The sequence below is a fragment of the Acinetobacter sp. TY2 genome, from assembly GCF_046269225.1.
Taxonomy (GTDB): Bacteria; Pseudomonadota; Gammaproteobacteria; order Pseudomonadales; family Moraxellaceae; genus Acinetobacter.
In genome coordinates, this window is record NZ_JBJZOR010000014.1 from 17,990 (window position 1) to 35,661 (window position 17,672).

Genomic DNA, 17,672 nt, shown 5'->3' on the forward strand with positions numbered 1-17,672 from the left:
AACCCGATAACAGGCACTAATATTCTGCATATTACTTATTCTAGACAATAAAAAAAACCTAGCCGAAGCTAGGTTTTTTTATTTACAGCATTGATTTATTGCATATTAAGTTAAACTTAGCTCAATTTAAGCTTAGTGAAAGTTAATTTACCATCTTCGGCACTAATCAAAATAGTATCGCCTGCGGTAAAATCACCTGCTAAGATTTTCTGAGCCAATGTATTTTCAACCTGTTGCTGGATGGCACGTTTCAGTGGGCGCGCACCATACACAGGATCAAAACCAGCATCGATCAGAATATCAAAGGCTTGATCATCTATACGTAAACCAATATCACGTTCAGCTAAACGAGTACGTAAACGCTCTAACTGAATATCTGCGATGCCACGGATTTGTGATTTTTTCAACGAATGGAAAACCACAAGCTCATCAATACGATTAATGAATTCAGGACGGAAATGTTGCGAAACTGCACTCATTACCACCGCACGAACTTCATCCTCACTCGCACCTTCACCTAATTCACGTACATCACTCGAACCTAAGTTAGAAGTCATTACGATAACTGTGTTTTTGAAGTCAATCAAACGACCTTGTGAATCAGTTAAGCGACCATCATCCAACACTTGTAGCAAGATGTTAAACACATCAGGATGCGCTTTTTCAACTTCATCAAATAACACAATACTATATGGTTTACGGCGTACAGCTTCAGTTAAAACACCACCTTCTTCATAACCCACATAACCAGGAGGCGCACCGACTAAGCGACTCACTGAGTGTTTTTCCATAAATTCTGACATATCAATACGAATAATCGCATCATCACTGTCAAATAGGAAATTACCCAACGCTTTAGTTAATTCAGTTTTACCCACACCCGTTGGTCCAAGGAATAAGAATGAACCACTTGGACGATTCGGATCAGATAATCCTGCACGAGAACGGCGTACTGCATTCGACACAGCAACTACAGCTTCATCTTGCCCAACCACACGGTTATGTAAGAAAGACTCCATTTGTAGTAATTTCTCACGCTCACCCTGTAGCATTTTCGATACAGGAATACCCGTTGCCGCACTCACTACTTCCGCAATTTCGTTCTCAGTGACTTTGGTACGAATAAGTTTCGGCTCTTCATTCACTTCCGCCACTTCTTCTTCATTCAAACGTTTTTGCAATTCTGGAATCACACCATATTGCAAACGGCTTGCTTCTGCCAAATCACCTTCACGTTGTGCTTTTTCATACGCTGTACGTGCTTTATCCAACTCTATCTGCGCTTGGTTTGTGCCATCAACTAAACGTTTTTCAGCAATCCATACTTCTTCCAAATCACTGTATTCTTTTTGAACCTCAGCAATTTGTTTTTCAAGATGTTCAACTTCAGCCTTGCTGACCGAATCAGCATCTTTTTTTACCGCTTCTAACTGCATTTTAAGCTGAATCAAACGACGATCTAAACGATCTAATGGCTCAGGCTTAGAGTCAATTTCCATTTTGATCCGTGAAGCAGCTTCATCAATCAGATCAATCGCTTTATCGGGCAACTGACGATCTGTGATGTAACGATGCGACATTTTCGCTGCTGCAATAATCGCAGAATCAAGAATTTGTACACCATGATGCGTCGCATACTTATCTTTTAAACCACGTAAGATCGCAATGGTATCTTCAACACTTGGCTCATCGACCAGTACTTTTTGGAAACGACGTTCTAAAGCTGCATCTTTTTCAATATATTGGCGATATTCATCGAGTGTTGTCGCACCGACACAGCGCAACTCACCACGTGCCAATGCAGGTTTAAGCATATTGCCCGCATCCATTGCACCATCACCTTTACCCGCACCAACGAGTGTATGTAACTCATCAATAAATAAGATGATTTCACCATCATATTTTGACAAGTCTTTGAGCACAGCTTTTAGACGTTCTTCGAACTCACCACGGTATTTTGCACCTGCAAGTAATGAACCTAAGTCAAGTGAGAGTACGCGTTTACCTTTTAGACCTTCAGGTACTTCACCATTGACAATACGCTGTGCCAAACCTTCCACAATCGCAGTTTTACCTACACCAGGTTCACCAATGAGTACAGGGTTATTTTTGGTACGGCGTGACAATACTTGAATGGTACGGCGAATTTCTTCATCACGACCAATCACAGGGTCAAGCTTGCCTGACAATGCACGTTCAGTTAAATCGACTGTATATTTATTTAACGAGTCACGTTGATCTTCATGGTTATTCGCCATAACTTGTTCACCACCTCGAATATTTTCAATTGCTTTGCGTAGTTTTTCTGTTGTAACACCAACTGCGCTCAATAATGTTTTGGTTACACCTGTTTCAGCAAGTGCTAAAATCACCCAATCTGTCGATAAAAACTCATCGCCTGCTTTTTGTGCATAACTGTCTGCTAAATTGAGTGCACGAACAGCTTCAGGATTTAAATTAATATCACCCGTCGGATTACTGAGGGTTGCCGCATCATTTAATGCCTGCTGCAAACGGTTTTTTAATTCAGGTAAGTTTGCACCCGCCTGTTGTAATAGGCTTAGATTTGATGCTTCTTCTAACAATACAGAAAGTATGTGAATACCCTCAATGGCAGTATGATCTTTACCCATTGCCAATGATTGTGCATCTGATAATGCTTGCTGTAGACGGTTTGTAAATTTTTCAAATCTCATTTTTGTTATTCCTCATGACATATTTAGTTCTTAACTCATATATGGGAACATTTGCGGACTTTTCAAGTAAAAATAGCAAATAAATTTAAAAAATATTTTTTACTTTCAATACCTTATAGATAAATTTAAATAGACTTTAACCATAATATGCGTCCTCATTAATGCTTTTTCAAGTCAGATATTTAGAAAAAAACACACAGATAAACCTTAATAATCTATCTTTATCATAATATGCTTTAAAGTATGTAAATGAGGATAAAATAATGTTTAACTTAGGTAAACTTATAGTCGTATTTACATTATCATTGGGGTTACTTGATTATGGCTATATTATTTTTTAGTATATTCATGCAGTAAAATTTAAAAAAAATACATAATGATCAATCATTCATTAAAATAACTTATTTAATAAAATATATTTTTACCATTGAATATAAGTTGATTAAAACAATTAATATCTTAATTAAAATTTAAAGCATATTAAAAAAGTGATTAAAAATAATGTCTAGCTAATTCAAATAAATCATTCGCCATTTACAATTATTCGAATTACTCAAAGTAAATAAATTGAGAATAATATTTTAAATCAGCTTGAATAAGATCAAATCTATAGAAATTAAATTTATATGAAAAATTGGATAACCAAATTGGCAAAGTTGAAGATGAATTCAGGCTTAAATGCACTATTCAAATATTTATTTACCTTTTCAATTTTTTTTTGATTTAAAAAAATATCATCGATAATCTCTATAATTATCATAGATATAATTATTTAACAAAATGTTTTAAATTATAATAAACTGCCTTATCCTCTCTTAAATCATTATCTCGACTATCTAACAGCAAGGGCTCAATCTACCCTGAGCATCCAATCAGTATGTAAATCCTCTTTCGACCATATTTTAAGAGAACAAACTCAAAAATATTCATAATGCTCCCTTAATTTCAGATTTAATCAACACCAAGTCATTAAGACTTTGTCGAACTCATATTTTTATTTTAAAAATACTAAAAATATTTGACACATCAATCGTGACTAAAATAATGTTTCGAGCAATCACTATTTTGATGCTATTCACAAGATGGTTTTTAAGTGAAATCGATATTTTTTAAAGCACTTTTTGAACTTCAACAATCCATCAAATGAATGATTTAAATATTATCCAAGATAAAAATTTTCAATTCTATTTGATTAAATAAAATTTAAACTTAAGCACTAAACTTGAGATTTTGTTGCCGAACTTTGTGAGACCGCGCTATTCGGTGCAACGCTTTTGGTAATCCAGACATTCCCCCCTATAACCGCACCCTCACCGATGGTGATTCGACCTAAAATTGTTGCACCTGCATAAATAACAACATTGTCTTCAACTATGGGATGGCGTGCATATTCTTTTTGCAAATGTCCTTCTTCATCTACTTCAAAACGCTTCGCACCTAATGTCACGGCCTGATAAATCCGCACATTTTTACCAATAATACAGGTTTCACCAATGACGACACCTGTACCATGATCAATGAAAAAACCTTGATCGACCTGAGCACCAGGATGTATATCAATCCCCGTTTTAGAGTGGGCAATTTCAGCAATTAAACGCGCCAATAAAGACAAATCTTGCTTATAAAATTCATGTGCAACCCGATGATAAATAATCGCTAAGATACCTGGATAACACAAGAGAACCTCATCAACACTACGTGCCGCAGGATCACCCTCAAATGCAGCAATGACATCAGTATCTAAAATACGGCGTAGCGCAGGCAATTGCTCTGCAAAGGTTTTAACAATTTCCTGTGCTGTTTGTACACTTTCCTCAAGATTACCAGCATTCTTCCGATATTTATGATCATAAGTCAGATTTAAACTTACTTGTTCGTGTAATGCATACAAAGTTTTTTCAAGCGTATGTGCAATATAATAATTTTCACTTTGTTGACGCAAATCATGTGGTCCTAAACGCATTGGAAATAAAATGCCACATAAATCATTCATGATCTTTTTAATTTCCTCTTTTGATGGTAACTCTCGACCACCAAAATCTTTGAGGCTTTTTTGTTTTGTGCGCCATTCGTTACGTGCTGCCTGTAACTCATTAACAATATTATTAATATTCCATTGACTCATGGTTTTACCTATCGGTTTATGGATTAGTTAAGTTAACAACTGAATCCTACATATTATTCAAGTTCTTCATACAAATACTATTTTATTTGCATAATTTTAGATAACCATTATTAAGCTATACTTATCTAAATTTTAGAATAATGCTGCACTTACAAACCACCAATTATTTTGCAACTTTAAGAATAAGCAAAGCAATTTTTATTCATTTTAAGAATATAAAAAATCATTATATTTAATGTCAATTTCTCAAATATTTTAAAGTACAGCCCTGCTGTAATAAAATCAAAGGTGTTGATATGAACAGTTTAAATGCATTACACACAGCCACTTCGGGGCAAAACCTATTATCAAAACAAGATCTCGATATCATTCTTAACGATGCAAAACAACGTGTTGAAGAACATTACTTAGAATTCACGGGTACAATCCTTCCACAAGAAGCATGGGCTTTATTTCAAACAGCTCAAGTCGTCATTATCGATGTTCGTACCAATGAAGAGCGCAAATTTGTCGGCTATGTTGAAGATACTATACATATTCCATGGGCAACAGGAACTGCACTGAATCGAAATCCTCGCTTTGCTAAAGAGCTTGAAACAAAAGTCGGCAAAGATAAAATTATTTTACTTTTATGTCGTAGTGGTAAGCGTTCTGCTGCCGCTGCCAATGTCGCTTTCAATGCCGGTTTTGAAAATATTTATAATATTGATCAAGGCTTTGAAGGTGATCTTGATGAAAATAATCATCGTGGCTCATTTAACGGTTGGCGTTTTCACGGACTTCCTTGGCGTCAGGAATAAAATGAATCATCGGAATAATATAGTGGGTTGATTTATTATTCGATTATTAAGTTTTATGAATAATTGATGTTGTCTAAAAATGAAACACACCTAAAATTAATGAAATCCAATAAAGATCAATACTTATTAAAATTCATGATTTTTGAAAAATTAATTTTACAACGCATGATCAAACCTATTTTTTATTGGAGAAAATTAGAAAATACGTACAAAAAAGTAATTCTAGCAGTAGTAATAAAAATTAATTTTAAAATATCCGAAGGATTAAAACATGGCTAAAAACCAAGAAGTCTCACGCCAAGCACTCAATGATCAAGCTGCTCGCCAACTTGCCAATGCGACAAAAACAGTTCCTCAACTATCGACTATTACACCGCGTTGGTTGACCCATTTATTGCAATGGACACCTGTTGAAGCAGGTATTTACCGTGTCAACAAAGTCAGTAATACCGATGACATTCAAGTCGCTTGTACACAGCGTGATGAAGCAACTCTGCCACAAACATTTGTGGACTATGAAGTTAATCCTCGTGAAAATTTCTTAAATGGAGTTTCCACTGTTCTCGATATTCATACACGTGTTTCTGACTTATATAGCAGTCCACATGATCAAATTAAAGAACAGTTACGTTTAACTATTGAAACCATCAAAGAACGTCAAGAAAGCGAACTGATCAATAACCCTGAATACGGTTTATTGGCAAGTGTTGCAGATGAGCAACGTATCTCTACCTTAACAGGTGCGCCAACACCTGATGATTTCGATGACCTACTTCGTAAAGTATGGAAAGAGCCAGGTTTTTTCCTTGCACACCCAGACGCAATTGCAGCTTTTGGTCGTGAATGTACACGTCGTGGTGTGCCACCTCCAACAGTAAGCCTTTTCGGTTCGCAGTTTATTACTTGGCGTGGTATTCCACTTATTCCTTCAAACAAAATCCCAGTTGAAGATGGTAAAACTAAGATCATCTTGCTTCGCGTAGGTGAAAAACGTCAAGGTGTTGTTGGTCTATTCCAACCAGGTCTTGCGGGCGAACAAGCACCAGGCTTATCTGTACGTTTCATGGGAATTAATCGTAATGCAATCGCATCTTATTTAATTTCACTGTATTGTTCTCTTGCTGTTTTGACAGATGATGCGCTTGCTGTACTTGAAGATGTGGAGGTAGATAAATACCATGACTATCCAACAACTTACAAGTAACCAACCGACAGCAGATATTGCTTCGGGTGTGCCTGATGCACCGATCAGCGAATCTGTGATTGCACAGTTAGCTGCGGAATTTTTCTCGGCTTTACCTAATCAAAACCCGCAAGGTTTTAACTTTGACTTACCGAGCCATCAACCACAACCTAGAGATCCGATTGCTGCGTTGTCAGGTCGTGTGCCTGCTGTACTTCAACAAACCAGTTTAAATCCTACGTCAACGCAACATTTTGTTGAACCAACAGCTGACCATCCTGAGCGTAGAATTTTATCTTCTTCACCAATTGTCGGTGGTGCGAATACGCCTGATCCATTGGCGGCGACGCATGGTTTAGATTTGTCTTTTGCGCCGAGTTCGTTTTCTCAGCAATCTGCACCTGCCAATGTGCCTGCTGCAACACCAAGCACTGCGTCATCAAATTACTACTTTTTGGATCTATCACAGCCTGAAGCTGTGAGTCCTCAAACTGTAAATAGCAATGCTACGCAAGTCGATGTATTGAAAAACCCGTATGCTTTTGACAATTTTCATGTGACCAATGATCATCAATTACGTGGCGTTTTGCAAGATCGTAATGACAAACCTCCTACAGCGGAGTCTGGTTATTATTTTCTTCAATCCCCAAGTATTGAAACGGCTCGACCACATTCAGATTCGCAAATTCCAACGACAACGCAAAACTATCAACCGTTTGATATTTGGCAAATTCGTAAAGATTTTCCAATTTTGCAAGAACGTGTCAATGGTAAGCAACTCATCTGGTTAGACAATGCAGCGACAACGCATAAGCCTAAAGCTGTGATCGATCGTATTTCATATTTTTATGAACATGAAAATTCGAACATTCACCGTGCGGCACATGAACTTGCAGCACGTGCCAGTGATGCTTATGAGCATGCTCGTGATGTGGTGGCTCGTTTTATTGGCGCGCCCGCATCAAAAAATATTGTTTTTGTACGTGGTACGACTGAAGGCATTAACTTGATTGCCAAATCATGGGGCAAGCAAAATATTCAAGCGGGCGATGAAATCATCGTTTCCCACCTTGAGCATCACGCCAATATCGTTCCGTGGTTCCAGTTGACCAAAGAAATAGGTGCCAAACTGCGTGTGATTCCAGTAGATGATACAGGTCAAATTCAGATTGAGGAGTTTGTAAAACTGCTTAATCCTCGAACTAAACTTGTTTCGATTACTCAGGTATCCAATGCTTTAGGTACGGTGACGCCAACTCAGGAAATCATTGCACTTGCACATGCTGCAGGTGTACGTGTCTTAATTGATGGTGCGCAGTCTGTTTCGCACATGCCAACCAATGTTACAGCTTTAGACGCTGACTTCTTTGTGTTCTCTGGACATAAAGTCTTTGGTCCTACAGGTATTGGTGCTGTTTATGCCAAATCTGAACTACTCGACACCATGCCTGTTTGGGAAGGTGGCGGTAATATGATTCAAAATGTCACTTTTGAAAATGTAATTTATCAACCTGCACCCAATAAGTTTGAAGCAGGTACAGGGAATATCGCAGATGCAGTCGGTCTAGGTTCTGCTTTGGAATATGTAGAAAGCATTGGTATCCATAATATTGCTCGTTATGAACATGACTTGCTTGAATATGGTCAACATGCGTTACAAAGCGTTTCAGGTTTGCGCTTAGTTGGTACTGCATTGAACAAAGCTAGCGTCATGTCATTTACTTTGGCAGGTTATGAAACTGAAGAAGTCGGTAAAGTTTTAAATCAATATGGTATTGCAGTTCGTACAGGGCATCACTGTGCTCAACCGATCTTGCGCCGTTTTGGTGTAGAACGTACAGTACGCCCTTCTCTGGCATTTTATAATACCACTGAGGAAATTGATTTATTGGTTTCAGTATTGCATCAATTACGCCGTGCAAAACCAATTAAGGCTTAATTCAGACTCTATTTGAAAATAAAGTCTACATTGCAAATCAATCACATGTTTAATTTGTTAAGCATGTGATTTTTTATTCATAGGATAATAAGTTTTGTCTTTTATAAAACATGGGTAAATTTCAAATCTAGCTTTTTAACGATATTTCTTGTCGCAGAATTAGAATTTAAATCTTATAAAAAATAGGCTTAATGCTAATATTGCAACACGCACTGCACTCAAACTGGAAGAAAAAAATGTCTAATCAAGTATGGACAACAACTATTATGTTTGATGAAAACTATCGGGTATTTGAATTAACTTTCCCTGAATTATTTGATTTCCCAGCGTTTTATAAACTTAACAAAGTAAATGCAACTACAGAACAAAAAGAAGAAAAAAATAAAATGACTCAAAAAAGTATCGAAATAATCAAACGATACCATAAAGCTGAAAAACTGAATTTAGTAAATATTCCGACTATTTTATATGCTCACGGCTTTAGTAAAACAGTTAATTTACCCAGTTTTTTTCGTACCCAAGATGGCTTTGTTATTCTCACTGAGCCGTGCGCCAATATCTTAAAAAAGTTTCGTTTAGGTGAAAGTGCACTCTACCCTTTATCTTTTTTTGATATTCAGCTCAATGAGTCCGTAAATGATCAAACTTATTATTTTTTCAATATCGCTGAACTACGGAGCTATTTACGTCCTGAATACTGTACGGAAGAACTGCATAAGTATAGAAACACTAAACATAAAGGTTATCAACTTTTTGATTTATACCATGCTGACTACGCAAATCATGCAATCGCAATCACTCAAGAAGCCCTTACATGTGATGTAGACCTGTGGCAAGACCCAGAATTGGATCAGTCAATTTTTATGTCAGCTCAACTTAAAATGGCATTGGATGAAGCTCAATTGAGTGAAGCATGGCAATTATTTTTATGTGAGCTTAAATAAGTCACTAATAACTAAGTTATTAAGCATGCTCCCGCTACACAATAAATAGGCATAATTAATGATAAATTTACTTAGGCTATTTAAAACAACAAGCACAATTTAACAAAGCTACGCTTGAGCAAATCTCTATAAAAGCGTGATACTTTCCAAAACTAGCCTAGATATTTACACTTTATGTTCTCTATCAAAAAAATATTGATGATTTGTGGTCTTATTGCGACGACACAAACTTTTGCTCTACCCCAAGACTCACGCCGTGCTGGCGGTATTGCAGTAATTCCTATTGCTAAAACTGTCACTAACATTACCTATGAAAATAAACCAGTATTAGTCGTTGAAAGCATCAATTCAATGAATCAAATTGTATTTGGTATCCCACTTTCAGCACCCTTAGGAACATTACAATTACAAAGCTCAAATGGCCCAATTAATATTGAGGTGAAGCCGTATAAATATGCCGAACAGCGGTTAAGTGTAAAAAATCAGGATTATGTAAACCCACAACAAGAACAACTCGACCGCTATGCTGTAGAAGCCAAAGAACAAAATGCGATTTATACATCTTTCACACCACAACAATGGAAAGAATTTCCAACATTTATTCGTCCTACTGCTGGGAAATTTAGCAATTCATTTGGACGAAAACGCTTTTTTAATGGCGAAGAACGTGCTCCACATTCAGGACTTGATATTCCTGCACCTGTTGGACAAAAAGTCTTTGCACCCGCAAATGGTACAGTCGTTGCTATAGGCAATTATTTTTTTAATGGAAATACGGTACTTATTGATCACGGACAAGGACTGATCAGTATGTTTTGTCATTTAAGTAAAATTGATGTACAAAAAGGTCAAAAGTTACAACAAGGCGAAGTACTCGGATTGGTCGGTAAAACAGGTCGAGTCACAGGCCCTCATTTACATTGGGGGATGAGTTTAAACAATGCACGTGTCGATCCACAGTTATTTTTGGCTCGATAGAGTTGCATAAAGTATCAATTAAACATTAAGTTTATTTAAATAAAAAAACTTATTATGTAAAAAAAACAATATAGAAACATTTTGTAATAATTTATGCGTATTTTTTAAAATTTCATATTTTTTAAAAAGTTATGAATAAAAGCTAATCATTTGATTCACTTTTACTCATAAAAATCGTATAACTATTGAGCTATTTCAATGATTTCAAAATCATGTGTAATCACAACACCACCATCTGATAACATTTTACTTGCTGAACAATATTTTTCAGCAGACAACTCAACTGCTTTATATACTTGTTTTTCCTTAATATTTTTACCAGTCACCACAAAATGTAAATGAATTTTAGTAAAAACCGCTGGAATTGTATCTGCACGATCAGCCTTAAGTTGACAGACTACATCAGTCACATCTTGACGAGATTTCTTCAAAATGGTCACAATATCAAAGGATGCACAACCACCAAGTCCCATTAATATTAACTCCATGGGACGTGGACCACGGTTTTCACCACCATATTCCGCTGATCCATCCATAACAACTTGGTGACCGCTTTCCGATTTTGCTTCGAAAGCAACATTCTCTAACCAATGTACGCTCGTGTGCATTGCAACTACCTTAAAAAAGCTATAAATTTACAGGATACCTGTACACTAGCATAAAATGAGTTGATACGGAATTTCATCTCTTCTGCGTCTATGTGACGAGTTCAACTTAGATCAGCAGATCTAGTTATTATCCTATTCGGAATTTTTAAGCATGTCATCAAATTTTGCACAACTTAGTACAGATGCTTTGTCACCTGGTCAACTACCTGAGTCAGTCAAAGCATTACTTAAACGAGCTCACATCAATCGCTTTCCTAAGCGTTCAACAATCATTGATGCTGGTTCAGAATCAAAATCTTTGTATTTGATTCTAAAAGGGTCTGTTTCAATTATTTTACGTGAAGATGATGATCGTGAAATTGTTGTTGCTTACTTAAACCCTGGAGATTTCTTTGGTGAAATGGGTCTTTTTGAGCAAAATGCACATCGTACCGCGGAAGTAAGAACCCGTGATGTGTGTGAAATTGCAGAAATTTCTTATGAAAATTTCAATGAAATCAGCACACAACACCCTGACTTAAGCTACGCTGTTTTTGCTCAGCTTGTTCGTCGTTTAAAAAATACAACTCGTAAAGTGACTGACCTTGCATTTATTGATGTCTCAGGTCGTATTGCACGCTGCTTAATTGATCTTTCTTCTCAACCTGAAGCAATGATTTTACCTAATGGCCGTCAAATCCGTATCACTCGTCAAGAGATTGGTCGTATTGTCGGTTGTTCACGTGAAATGGTTGGCCGTGTTTTAAAAACGCTTGAAGAGCAAGGCATGATCGAAACTGATGGTAAAGCCATCCTTATTTTTGATGTATCCCTTGAAGAATCAACTTTCTCCGAAGGTGATGCTGAAGAAGAATGATTTTCTTCTGTATTCAGTAAAAGCAAATCTTCGGATTTGCTTTTTTTTTATAATTTTTTCAAACCATTCAGCCCCTTCTTGTAATGAACACGGTTTTTCTCTTGAACTTTATTTTGATACTCCCTATGTTGTTTAAAGTCGCATCATCATTTATGGAACAGAAATGAAGTTTAAAGCATTAGGACAATCGGGCATTCAAGTCCCTGAAATTTGCCTTGGCACAATGACCTTTGGTGAACAAAACAATCAACAAGAAGCTTTTGAACAACTGAATTATGCTTTAGATCAAGGTTTATATTTTTGGGATACTGCCGAAATGTATCCCGTCCCTCCTAAGCCTGAAACGCAAGGTTCAACTGAGCAAATCATTGGGAATTGGATTGCAAAACACGGGCAACGCGACAAACTATTTCTTGCTTCTAAAATTGCAGGACCTTCACAAGGTGGAAGCCATATTCGTGATGGTCAAACTCGCTTCATTGCTTCAGAGATTCAATCTGCATTAGATGGCTCTCTCAAACGTTTACAGACCGATTATATCGACCTCTATCAACTGCATTGGCCACAACGTCCAACTAACTTCTTTGGCACGCTAGGCTATAATAATGAGCAAGCACATTTTAACCACAATATGACACCTTTGGTCGAAACCTTAGAAGCACTCTCTGCGGAAGTTAAAAAAGGACGGATCCGTCATATTGGCTTATCCAATGAAACGCCATGGGGAACCATGAAATTCCTTCAACTTTCAAAAGAACTGGGCTTAGAAAAAATTGTCAGCGTGCAAAATCCGTATAGCCTGCTCAACCGTACTTATGAAATTGGTATGTCTGAAATTGCTCATCATGAAGGCATTGGGCTACTTGCGTATTCCCCCCTTGCATTTGGTTATTTAACAGGAAAATATCGTCACGGCGCGCGTCCCAAAGCAGGTCGTATTACCAAGTTTTCACGCTTTACCCGTTATAGCAACCCACAAAGCGATTGGGCTACTGAACAATATGCTTTACTCGCTGAAAAGCATGGTCTATCACTAACGCAACTTGCATTAGCCTTTATTAACCATCAATTCTTCGTTACGAGTACAATTATTGGTGCAACCACTATGCAACAGCTCAAAGAAAATATTCAAGCCTTTGATGTCGATTTATCCGAAGAGGTTTTACAAGGTATTGAAGCTATTCACCGTCAACAGCCCAATCCTGCCCCTTAAAAGTAATCTAAACCTGCATCATCTTAAAGTTTGCATAATGCGATCATTTTAATATGATAAAAATAACAAAAGGATGCCGTGGCATCCTTTTGAATAAACAAGATTAATAACTTATTTACGTGCGTTATAAACCGCTTGTGCCGCAGCTAAATTTTTCTTCATTGCATTAATACGTTGGCTATCTGTCGGGTGAGTAGACAATAACGCTGAACCTTGTGCACCACCTTGCTTCGCCATTTTTTCCCACAGCGTAATTGCAGCTTGAGGATCATAGCCTGCTTTTGCCATCAACATTAAGCCACCTTGATCGGCACGGCTTTCCAAATTACGTGAATATGGTAAACCGACGCCGACTTGGCTCCCCAGATCAATTGCAGCATTACCAAATTCACCAAGCTGACTACCCGCATAAGATTTACCAATTCCGACAGCCAGATTAGTCAATGCCTGCGCACCCACTTTCTGTTTCGAGTGTTCTTCTAAGGCATGAACCATTTCATGCCCCATTACAGCAGCCACCTCAGATTCACTCAAGTTTAATTTATTCACAATACCTGTATAAAACACCACTTTACCACCAGGTGCAACATAAGCATTGACTTGATCAGACTTTAGAACTGCCAACTGCCAATCAAATTTTTGACCCGTTTGATTTAACTGATCTGCATAGGGTTTTAAGCGAACAAACGCATTATTAATTTTTTTATATGTTGCAGATGATGTATCTAATACATTTTTTGAACGCGCATCTGTCACAGTTTTATTAAAACCTTGTGTTGCATTATAGTTCAATGTTGCTGAATCAGCCCCGCTCATTTCTGCAATAGTCGTACAACCCGATAGCGCCATTACTGCTACAGCACACATACCTAACATCAAGTTATTTTTCATTATAATAGTCTCCAATTACTCAAGTTTAATCCTAAATTACCACGCATTATAAGAAATCCTGTTACATGTTTGAATCATATATTTCTAATTATTCATATTAATTGTGTAATTAATCTGATTTATAAAAACTGAATACACAACCAATAGACCAAACACAAAATATTTAAGCCCAAATATACATGACAAAGTGGCTGAATTTTTTCTTCCCAAACAGGATCTTTACGTTTAAAAAATAAAACTGAATTTTGAATGAGGATCACAGGAACCAAAATACACGCAATAATGACACTCAGCCCAATCAATGCACTATTGATAATGGCAGGATCATTGGTCTGCGTGGTAATCATCATCATGGCAATTGTCGGTGCACCACCCATTGCAAATAATAAAGAGTAAAACATCGTTCCTGAAATATTTTTATGCATTTGGCATTCCCAATTCACCTTTGTATGATGCAGTATTGATCTGCATAAAATCCTATATCTTATATTACAAATCTACAGCAATGAGCAAATGCAACTTTAGTCCTGAATCAGATCTTTTTATCGTTTGATGATGGCTTTTGATTTGGCATAAAAAACCCCGAATCAATCGGGGTTCTTCAATTCATCAAATCAATGGCTTAAGCATCGAATGGATGACGCATCACAATTGTTTCTTCACGGTCAGGACCAGTTGAAACGATGTCGATTGGGCATTCAATTAACTGCTCAAGGCGTTTCACATAGTTAATTGCCGCTTGTGGCAACTGATCCATTGATTTCGCACCAAAAGTAGACTCAGACCAACCTGGCATAGTTTCGTAGATTGGTTTTAAAGTTTCAAATGCAAGCGCATCAGAAGAACCGACACAACCTGAATCTGCTGCTTCGTAACCGATACAGATTTTTACTTCTTCCAAACCATCAAGAACATCAAGTTTAGTTAAGCAAATACCTGAAAGCGAGTTTACATCTACAGAACGACGTAAAATTTCAGCATCAAACCAACCGCAACGACGTTGACGACCCGTAGAAGCACCAAACTCAGAACCTTTTGTTCCAAGATGTTTACCGATCGCATCACCGACATCATTTGCAGCATCATAAACAAGTTCAGTTGGGAATGGACCTGCACCTACACGTGTTGTGTACGCTTTAGTAATACCCAATACATAGTCAAGGTGCAATGGACCAAGACCAGAACCTGAGCTTACGCCACCCGCAGTCGTGTTTGAAGATGTTACATACGGATATGTACCATGGTCAACATCAAGGAGTGAACCTTGTGCACCTTCAAACATGATGTTTTCACCGTTTTTACGGTAGTTATGCAATTCTGTTGTTACATCAATTACTAATGGTGCAACCACTTCACGCCATTGATCACACAGTGCAAGTACTTCTTCAAGCTGAACCGCTTCTACACCGTAGAATTGAGTCAATTGGAAGTTATGGTATTCAAGAAGCTCTTCAAGTTGAGCTTTAAGATGAGCACCACCACGAACTAAGTCAGCAACACGAATTGCACGGCGCGCAACTTTGTCTTCGTAAGCAGGGCCAATACCACGACCTGTTGTACCAATTTTCGCATTACCACGTTTTTTCTCACGTGCTTGATCAAGTGCGATATGGTTTGGAAGAATTAATGGGCAGTTTGGAGAAATACGTAGACGCTCTTTTACAGGTACGCCTTCTTTCTCAAGAATATCCATTTCTTCGATCAATGCTGCAGGTGAAAGTACAACACCATTACCAATTAAGCACAGTACATTTTCACGCAAAATACCAGATGGAATAAGGTGAAGAACTGTCTTCTTCCCACCCACTACGAGGGTATGACCTGCATTGTGTCCGCCTTGATAACGTACAACCGCAGTTGCTTGATCTGTGAGCAGGTCAACGATTTTACCTTTACCTTCGTCGCCCCATTGAGTACCGAGTACCACAACACTTTTGCCCATAATAGCCTCATTACATCATGCTGTTAAAATTGAAAATCAGGCATCAATGACATGACTATTGATGCCTAACGATTAAATTTGTTCGACTTTCCACTCACCAGCAACAAACACCAACTGATGTGTTGCATTCGGTACAGAGCTTAAATCATCATTACCTAACAATTGAATTACACTTAAACCCTGTTGGCGTACAGAGGCAATCGCTTCAAGCATTGCTTTATCTGTACCTTTGGGCGCAACCACTTGCTCAATGTGTTGATGTTGTCCTGAACTTAGAACATACAAATCACACGAGAAACCTGTTGCAGGACGCGCACGTCCAAAGTGTTCACCAATACCGTCATAACGCCCACCTTTTGCGAGTGGTTCTGCACGGTTTGGTGCATAAACGGCATACATTAAACCCGTATGATAATGATATGAACGCAGCTCAACCACATCGATACCAATATGTAACTCAGGCCAACGTGCTTGAATTTCGGCTTTGGTCGCAACCAAAACATCAAATGCATTTTTAAATGCAGCACCTTCAAAAAGTTCAGCACTTAAATTGGCTTGTAATGCATCTAAGTCACTTGCATAGCGACCCAACACATAAAAATCTGCACCAAAATTTAGATTTTGCGTAAACTCAGCCAACTCAGGCAAAGCTTTACGTTGATATAAATCAGAAAGATGGTTCTCTGTTACTTTTGTTAAACCTGCATGCTTAACCAAACTACGGAATAAACCAACATGCCCTAAATCAAGATGGACACCATCAACTAAACCTGCTGTTTTAATCAGATTCAGCATGACATCAATCATTTCAACATCGGCATCTAAACTGTCTGAACCAAATAACTCTGCACCCAATTGTAATGGCGCACGTGTGGTATTAAAGCCTTGTGGTTTAGTATGAAGTACTGTTCCTGCATAGCAGTAACGAGCAACACCTTGTACTTGATGTACATGTGCATCAATACGTGCCACTTGTGGTGTCATATCGGCACGCACACCCAATAAACGACCTGAAAGTTGATCGATTACTTTAAAAGTGGCTAAGTCTAAATCTTGATTCGATTCTGAAAGAGAAGAAAGAGATTCGATGTATTCAATGAACGGCGTATACACCAATTGATAACCTCGAGTCGCAAGGAAATCTAATGCTTTACGACGCAAATTTTCAATAATTTGCGCCTGCTCTGGTAATACATCAGCTACACCATCAGGTAATAACCATGTCTCTGAAATGGGCATGTTGTAGACCTAAATCCTGTCTGCGCGGAACGAATCCGCATAAAAAAATCGGGAACGCACCCGATTTCTCTTATTTTAGCACGATAGTTAAAGCTGTGCATTAGACTTTTTTATAAAAACACGCTTTCTGCTTATATTGAAAACGACATCGTTCACATGAGTACATAAGTATTGCCATTGCATCGCTCATGTTATTCATTTTTAAACTTAAAAAACCACAAATAACAGAGATAATGAATTGGTCAGTAACTCAATTAT

General features: G+C 37.7%; 14 protein-coding genes. 7 read left to right on the forward strand and 7 right to left on the reverse strand.

The features are described 5' to 3' along the window. Positions 1–116: 116 nt before the first annotated feature. Together clpB and epsC are read right to left on the reverse strand one after the other, a co-directional pair. Positions 117–2,696 (reverse strand): ATP-dependent chaperone ClpB, encoded by a 2,580-nt coding sequence (clpB, locus tag ACK1JC_RS10270; protein WP_409511776.1) that lies wholly within the window; start codon positions 2,694–2,696, stop codon positions 117–119. 1,216 nt (positions 2,697–3,912) lie between these two features. After that, positions 3,913–4,821, reverse strand: coding sequence for a serine O-acetyltransferase EpsC (gene epsC, locus ACK1JC_RS10275; protein WP_409511777.1), 909 nt, complete (start codon positions 4,819–4,821; stop codon positions 3,913–3,915). A 296-nt stretch (positions 4,822–5,117) separates the two neighbouring features. Between epsC and ACK1JC_RS10280 the strand changes: the two genes are divergently transcribed. The 5 genes from ACK1JC_RS10280 to ACK1JC_RS10300 all read left to right on the forward strand — a co-directional run bounded on the left by ACK1JC_RS10280 (position 5,118) and on the right by ACK1JC_RS10300 (position 10,665). Beyond that, a complete protein-coding gene (locus tag ACK1JC_RS10280; protein WP_409511778.1) occupies positions 5,118–5,621 on the forward strand; it encodes a rhodanese-like domain-containing protein in 504 nt (167 codons plus the stop codon). Between the two features lie 271 nt (positions 5,622–5,892). Continuing rightward, complete coding sequence (locus ACK1JC_RS10285) at positions 5,893–6,825, forward strand: family 2A encapsulin nanocompartment shell protein (RefSeq protein WP_409511779.1); 933 nt, start codon at positions 5,893–5,895, stop codon at positions 6,823–6,825. Then, positions 6,800–8,743: a family 2A encapsulin nanocompartment cargo protein cysteine desulfurase gene (locus ACK1JC_RS10290; protein WP_409511780.1), complete on the forward strand. Its 1,944-nt coding sequence runs from the start codon at positions 6,800–6,802 to the stop codon at positions 8,741–8,743. Before ACK1JC_RS10285 ends, ACK1JC_RS10290 begins: the two co-directional genes overlap by 26 nt. 236 nt (positions 8,744–8,979) lie before the next feature. Beyond that, positions 8,980–9,687, forward strand: coding sequence for a hypothetical protein (locus ACK1JC_RS10295; RefSeq protein WP_409511781.1), 708 nt, complete (start codon positions 8,980–8,982; stop codon positions 9,685–9,687). Positions 9,688–9,861: 174 nt separating this feature from the next. Further along, positions 9,862–10,665, forward strand: a complete 804-nt coding sequence (locus tag ACK1JC_RS10300) for a peptidoglycan DD-metalloendopeptidase family protein (RefSeq protein ID WP_409511782.1) — start codon at positions 9,862–9,864, stop codon at positions 10,663–10,665. A 182-nt stretch (positions 10,666–10,847) separates the two neighbouring features. Here ACK1JC_RS10300 and ACK1JC_RS10305 read toward each other — a convergent pair whose 3' ends face one another. After that, entirely contained in the window at positions 10,848–11,273 is a 426-nt protein-coding gene (locus ACK1JC_RS10305; RefSeq protein ID WP_409511783.1) for an OsmC family protein, read from the reverse strand. A gap of 151 nt (positions 11,274–11,424) precedes the next feature. On the opposite strand from ACK1JC_RS10305, the gene crp reads away from it, so the two are divergent. Beyond that, complete coding sequence (crp, locus tag ACK1JC_RS10310) at positions 11,425–12,129, forward strand: cAMP-activated global transcriptional regulator CRP (RefSeq protein WP_409511784.1); 705 nt, start codon at positions 11,425–11,427, stop codon at positions 12,127–12,129. Positions 12,130–12,292: 163 nt separating this feature from the next. Next, positions 12,293–13,342, forward strand: coding sequence for an NADP(H)-dependent aldo-keto reductase (locus tag ACK1JC_RS10315; RefSeq protein WP_409511785.1), 1,050 nt, complete (start codon positions 12,293–12,295; stop codon positions 13,340–13,342). Positions 13,343–13,453: 111 nt separating this feature from the next. Here ACK1JC_RS10315 and ACK1JC_RS10320 read toward each other — a convergent pair whose 3' ends face one another. The 4 genes from ACK1JC_RS10320 to ACK1JC_RS10335 form a co-directional block, all read right to left on the reverse strand. After that, entirely contained in the window at positions 13,454–14,233 is a 780-nt protein-coding gene (locus ACK1JC_RS10320) for a M48 family metallopeptidase (RefSeq protein WP_409511786.1), read from the reverse strand. A 119-nt stretch (positions 14,234–14,352) separates the two neighbouring features. After that, a complete protein-coding gene (locus tag ACK1JC_RS10325) occupies positions 14,353–14,658 on the reverse strand; it encodes a hypothetical protein (RefSeq protein ID WP_409511787.1) in 306 nt (101 codons plus the stop codon). 197 nt (positions 14,659–14,855) lie between these two features. Beyond that, complete coding sequence (locus ACK1JC_RS10330; protein WP_409511788.1) at positions 14,856–16,175, reverse strand: adenylosuccinate synthase; 1,320 nt, start codon at positions 16,173–16,175, stop codon at positions 14,856–14,858. A gap of 72 nt (positions 16,176–16,247) precedes the next feature. Further along, entirely contained in the window at positions 16,248–17,414 is a 1,167-nt protein-coding gene (locus tag ACK1JC_RS10335) for an ATP phosphoribosyltransferase regulatory subunit (protein WP_409511789.1), read from the reverse strand. Positions 17,415–17,672 lie beyond the last annotated feature (258 nt).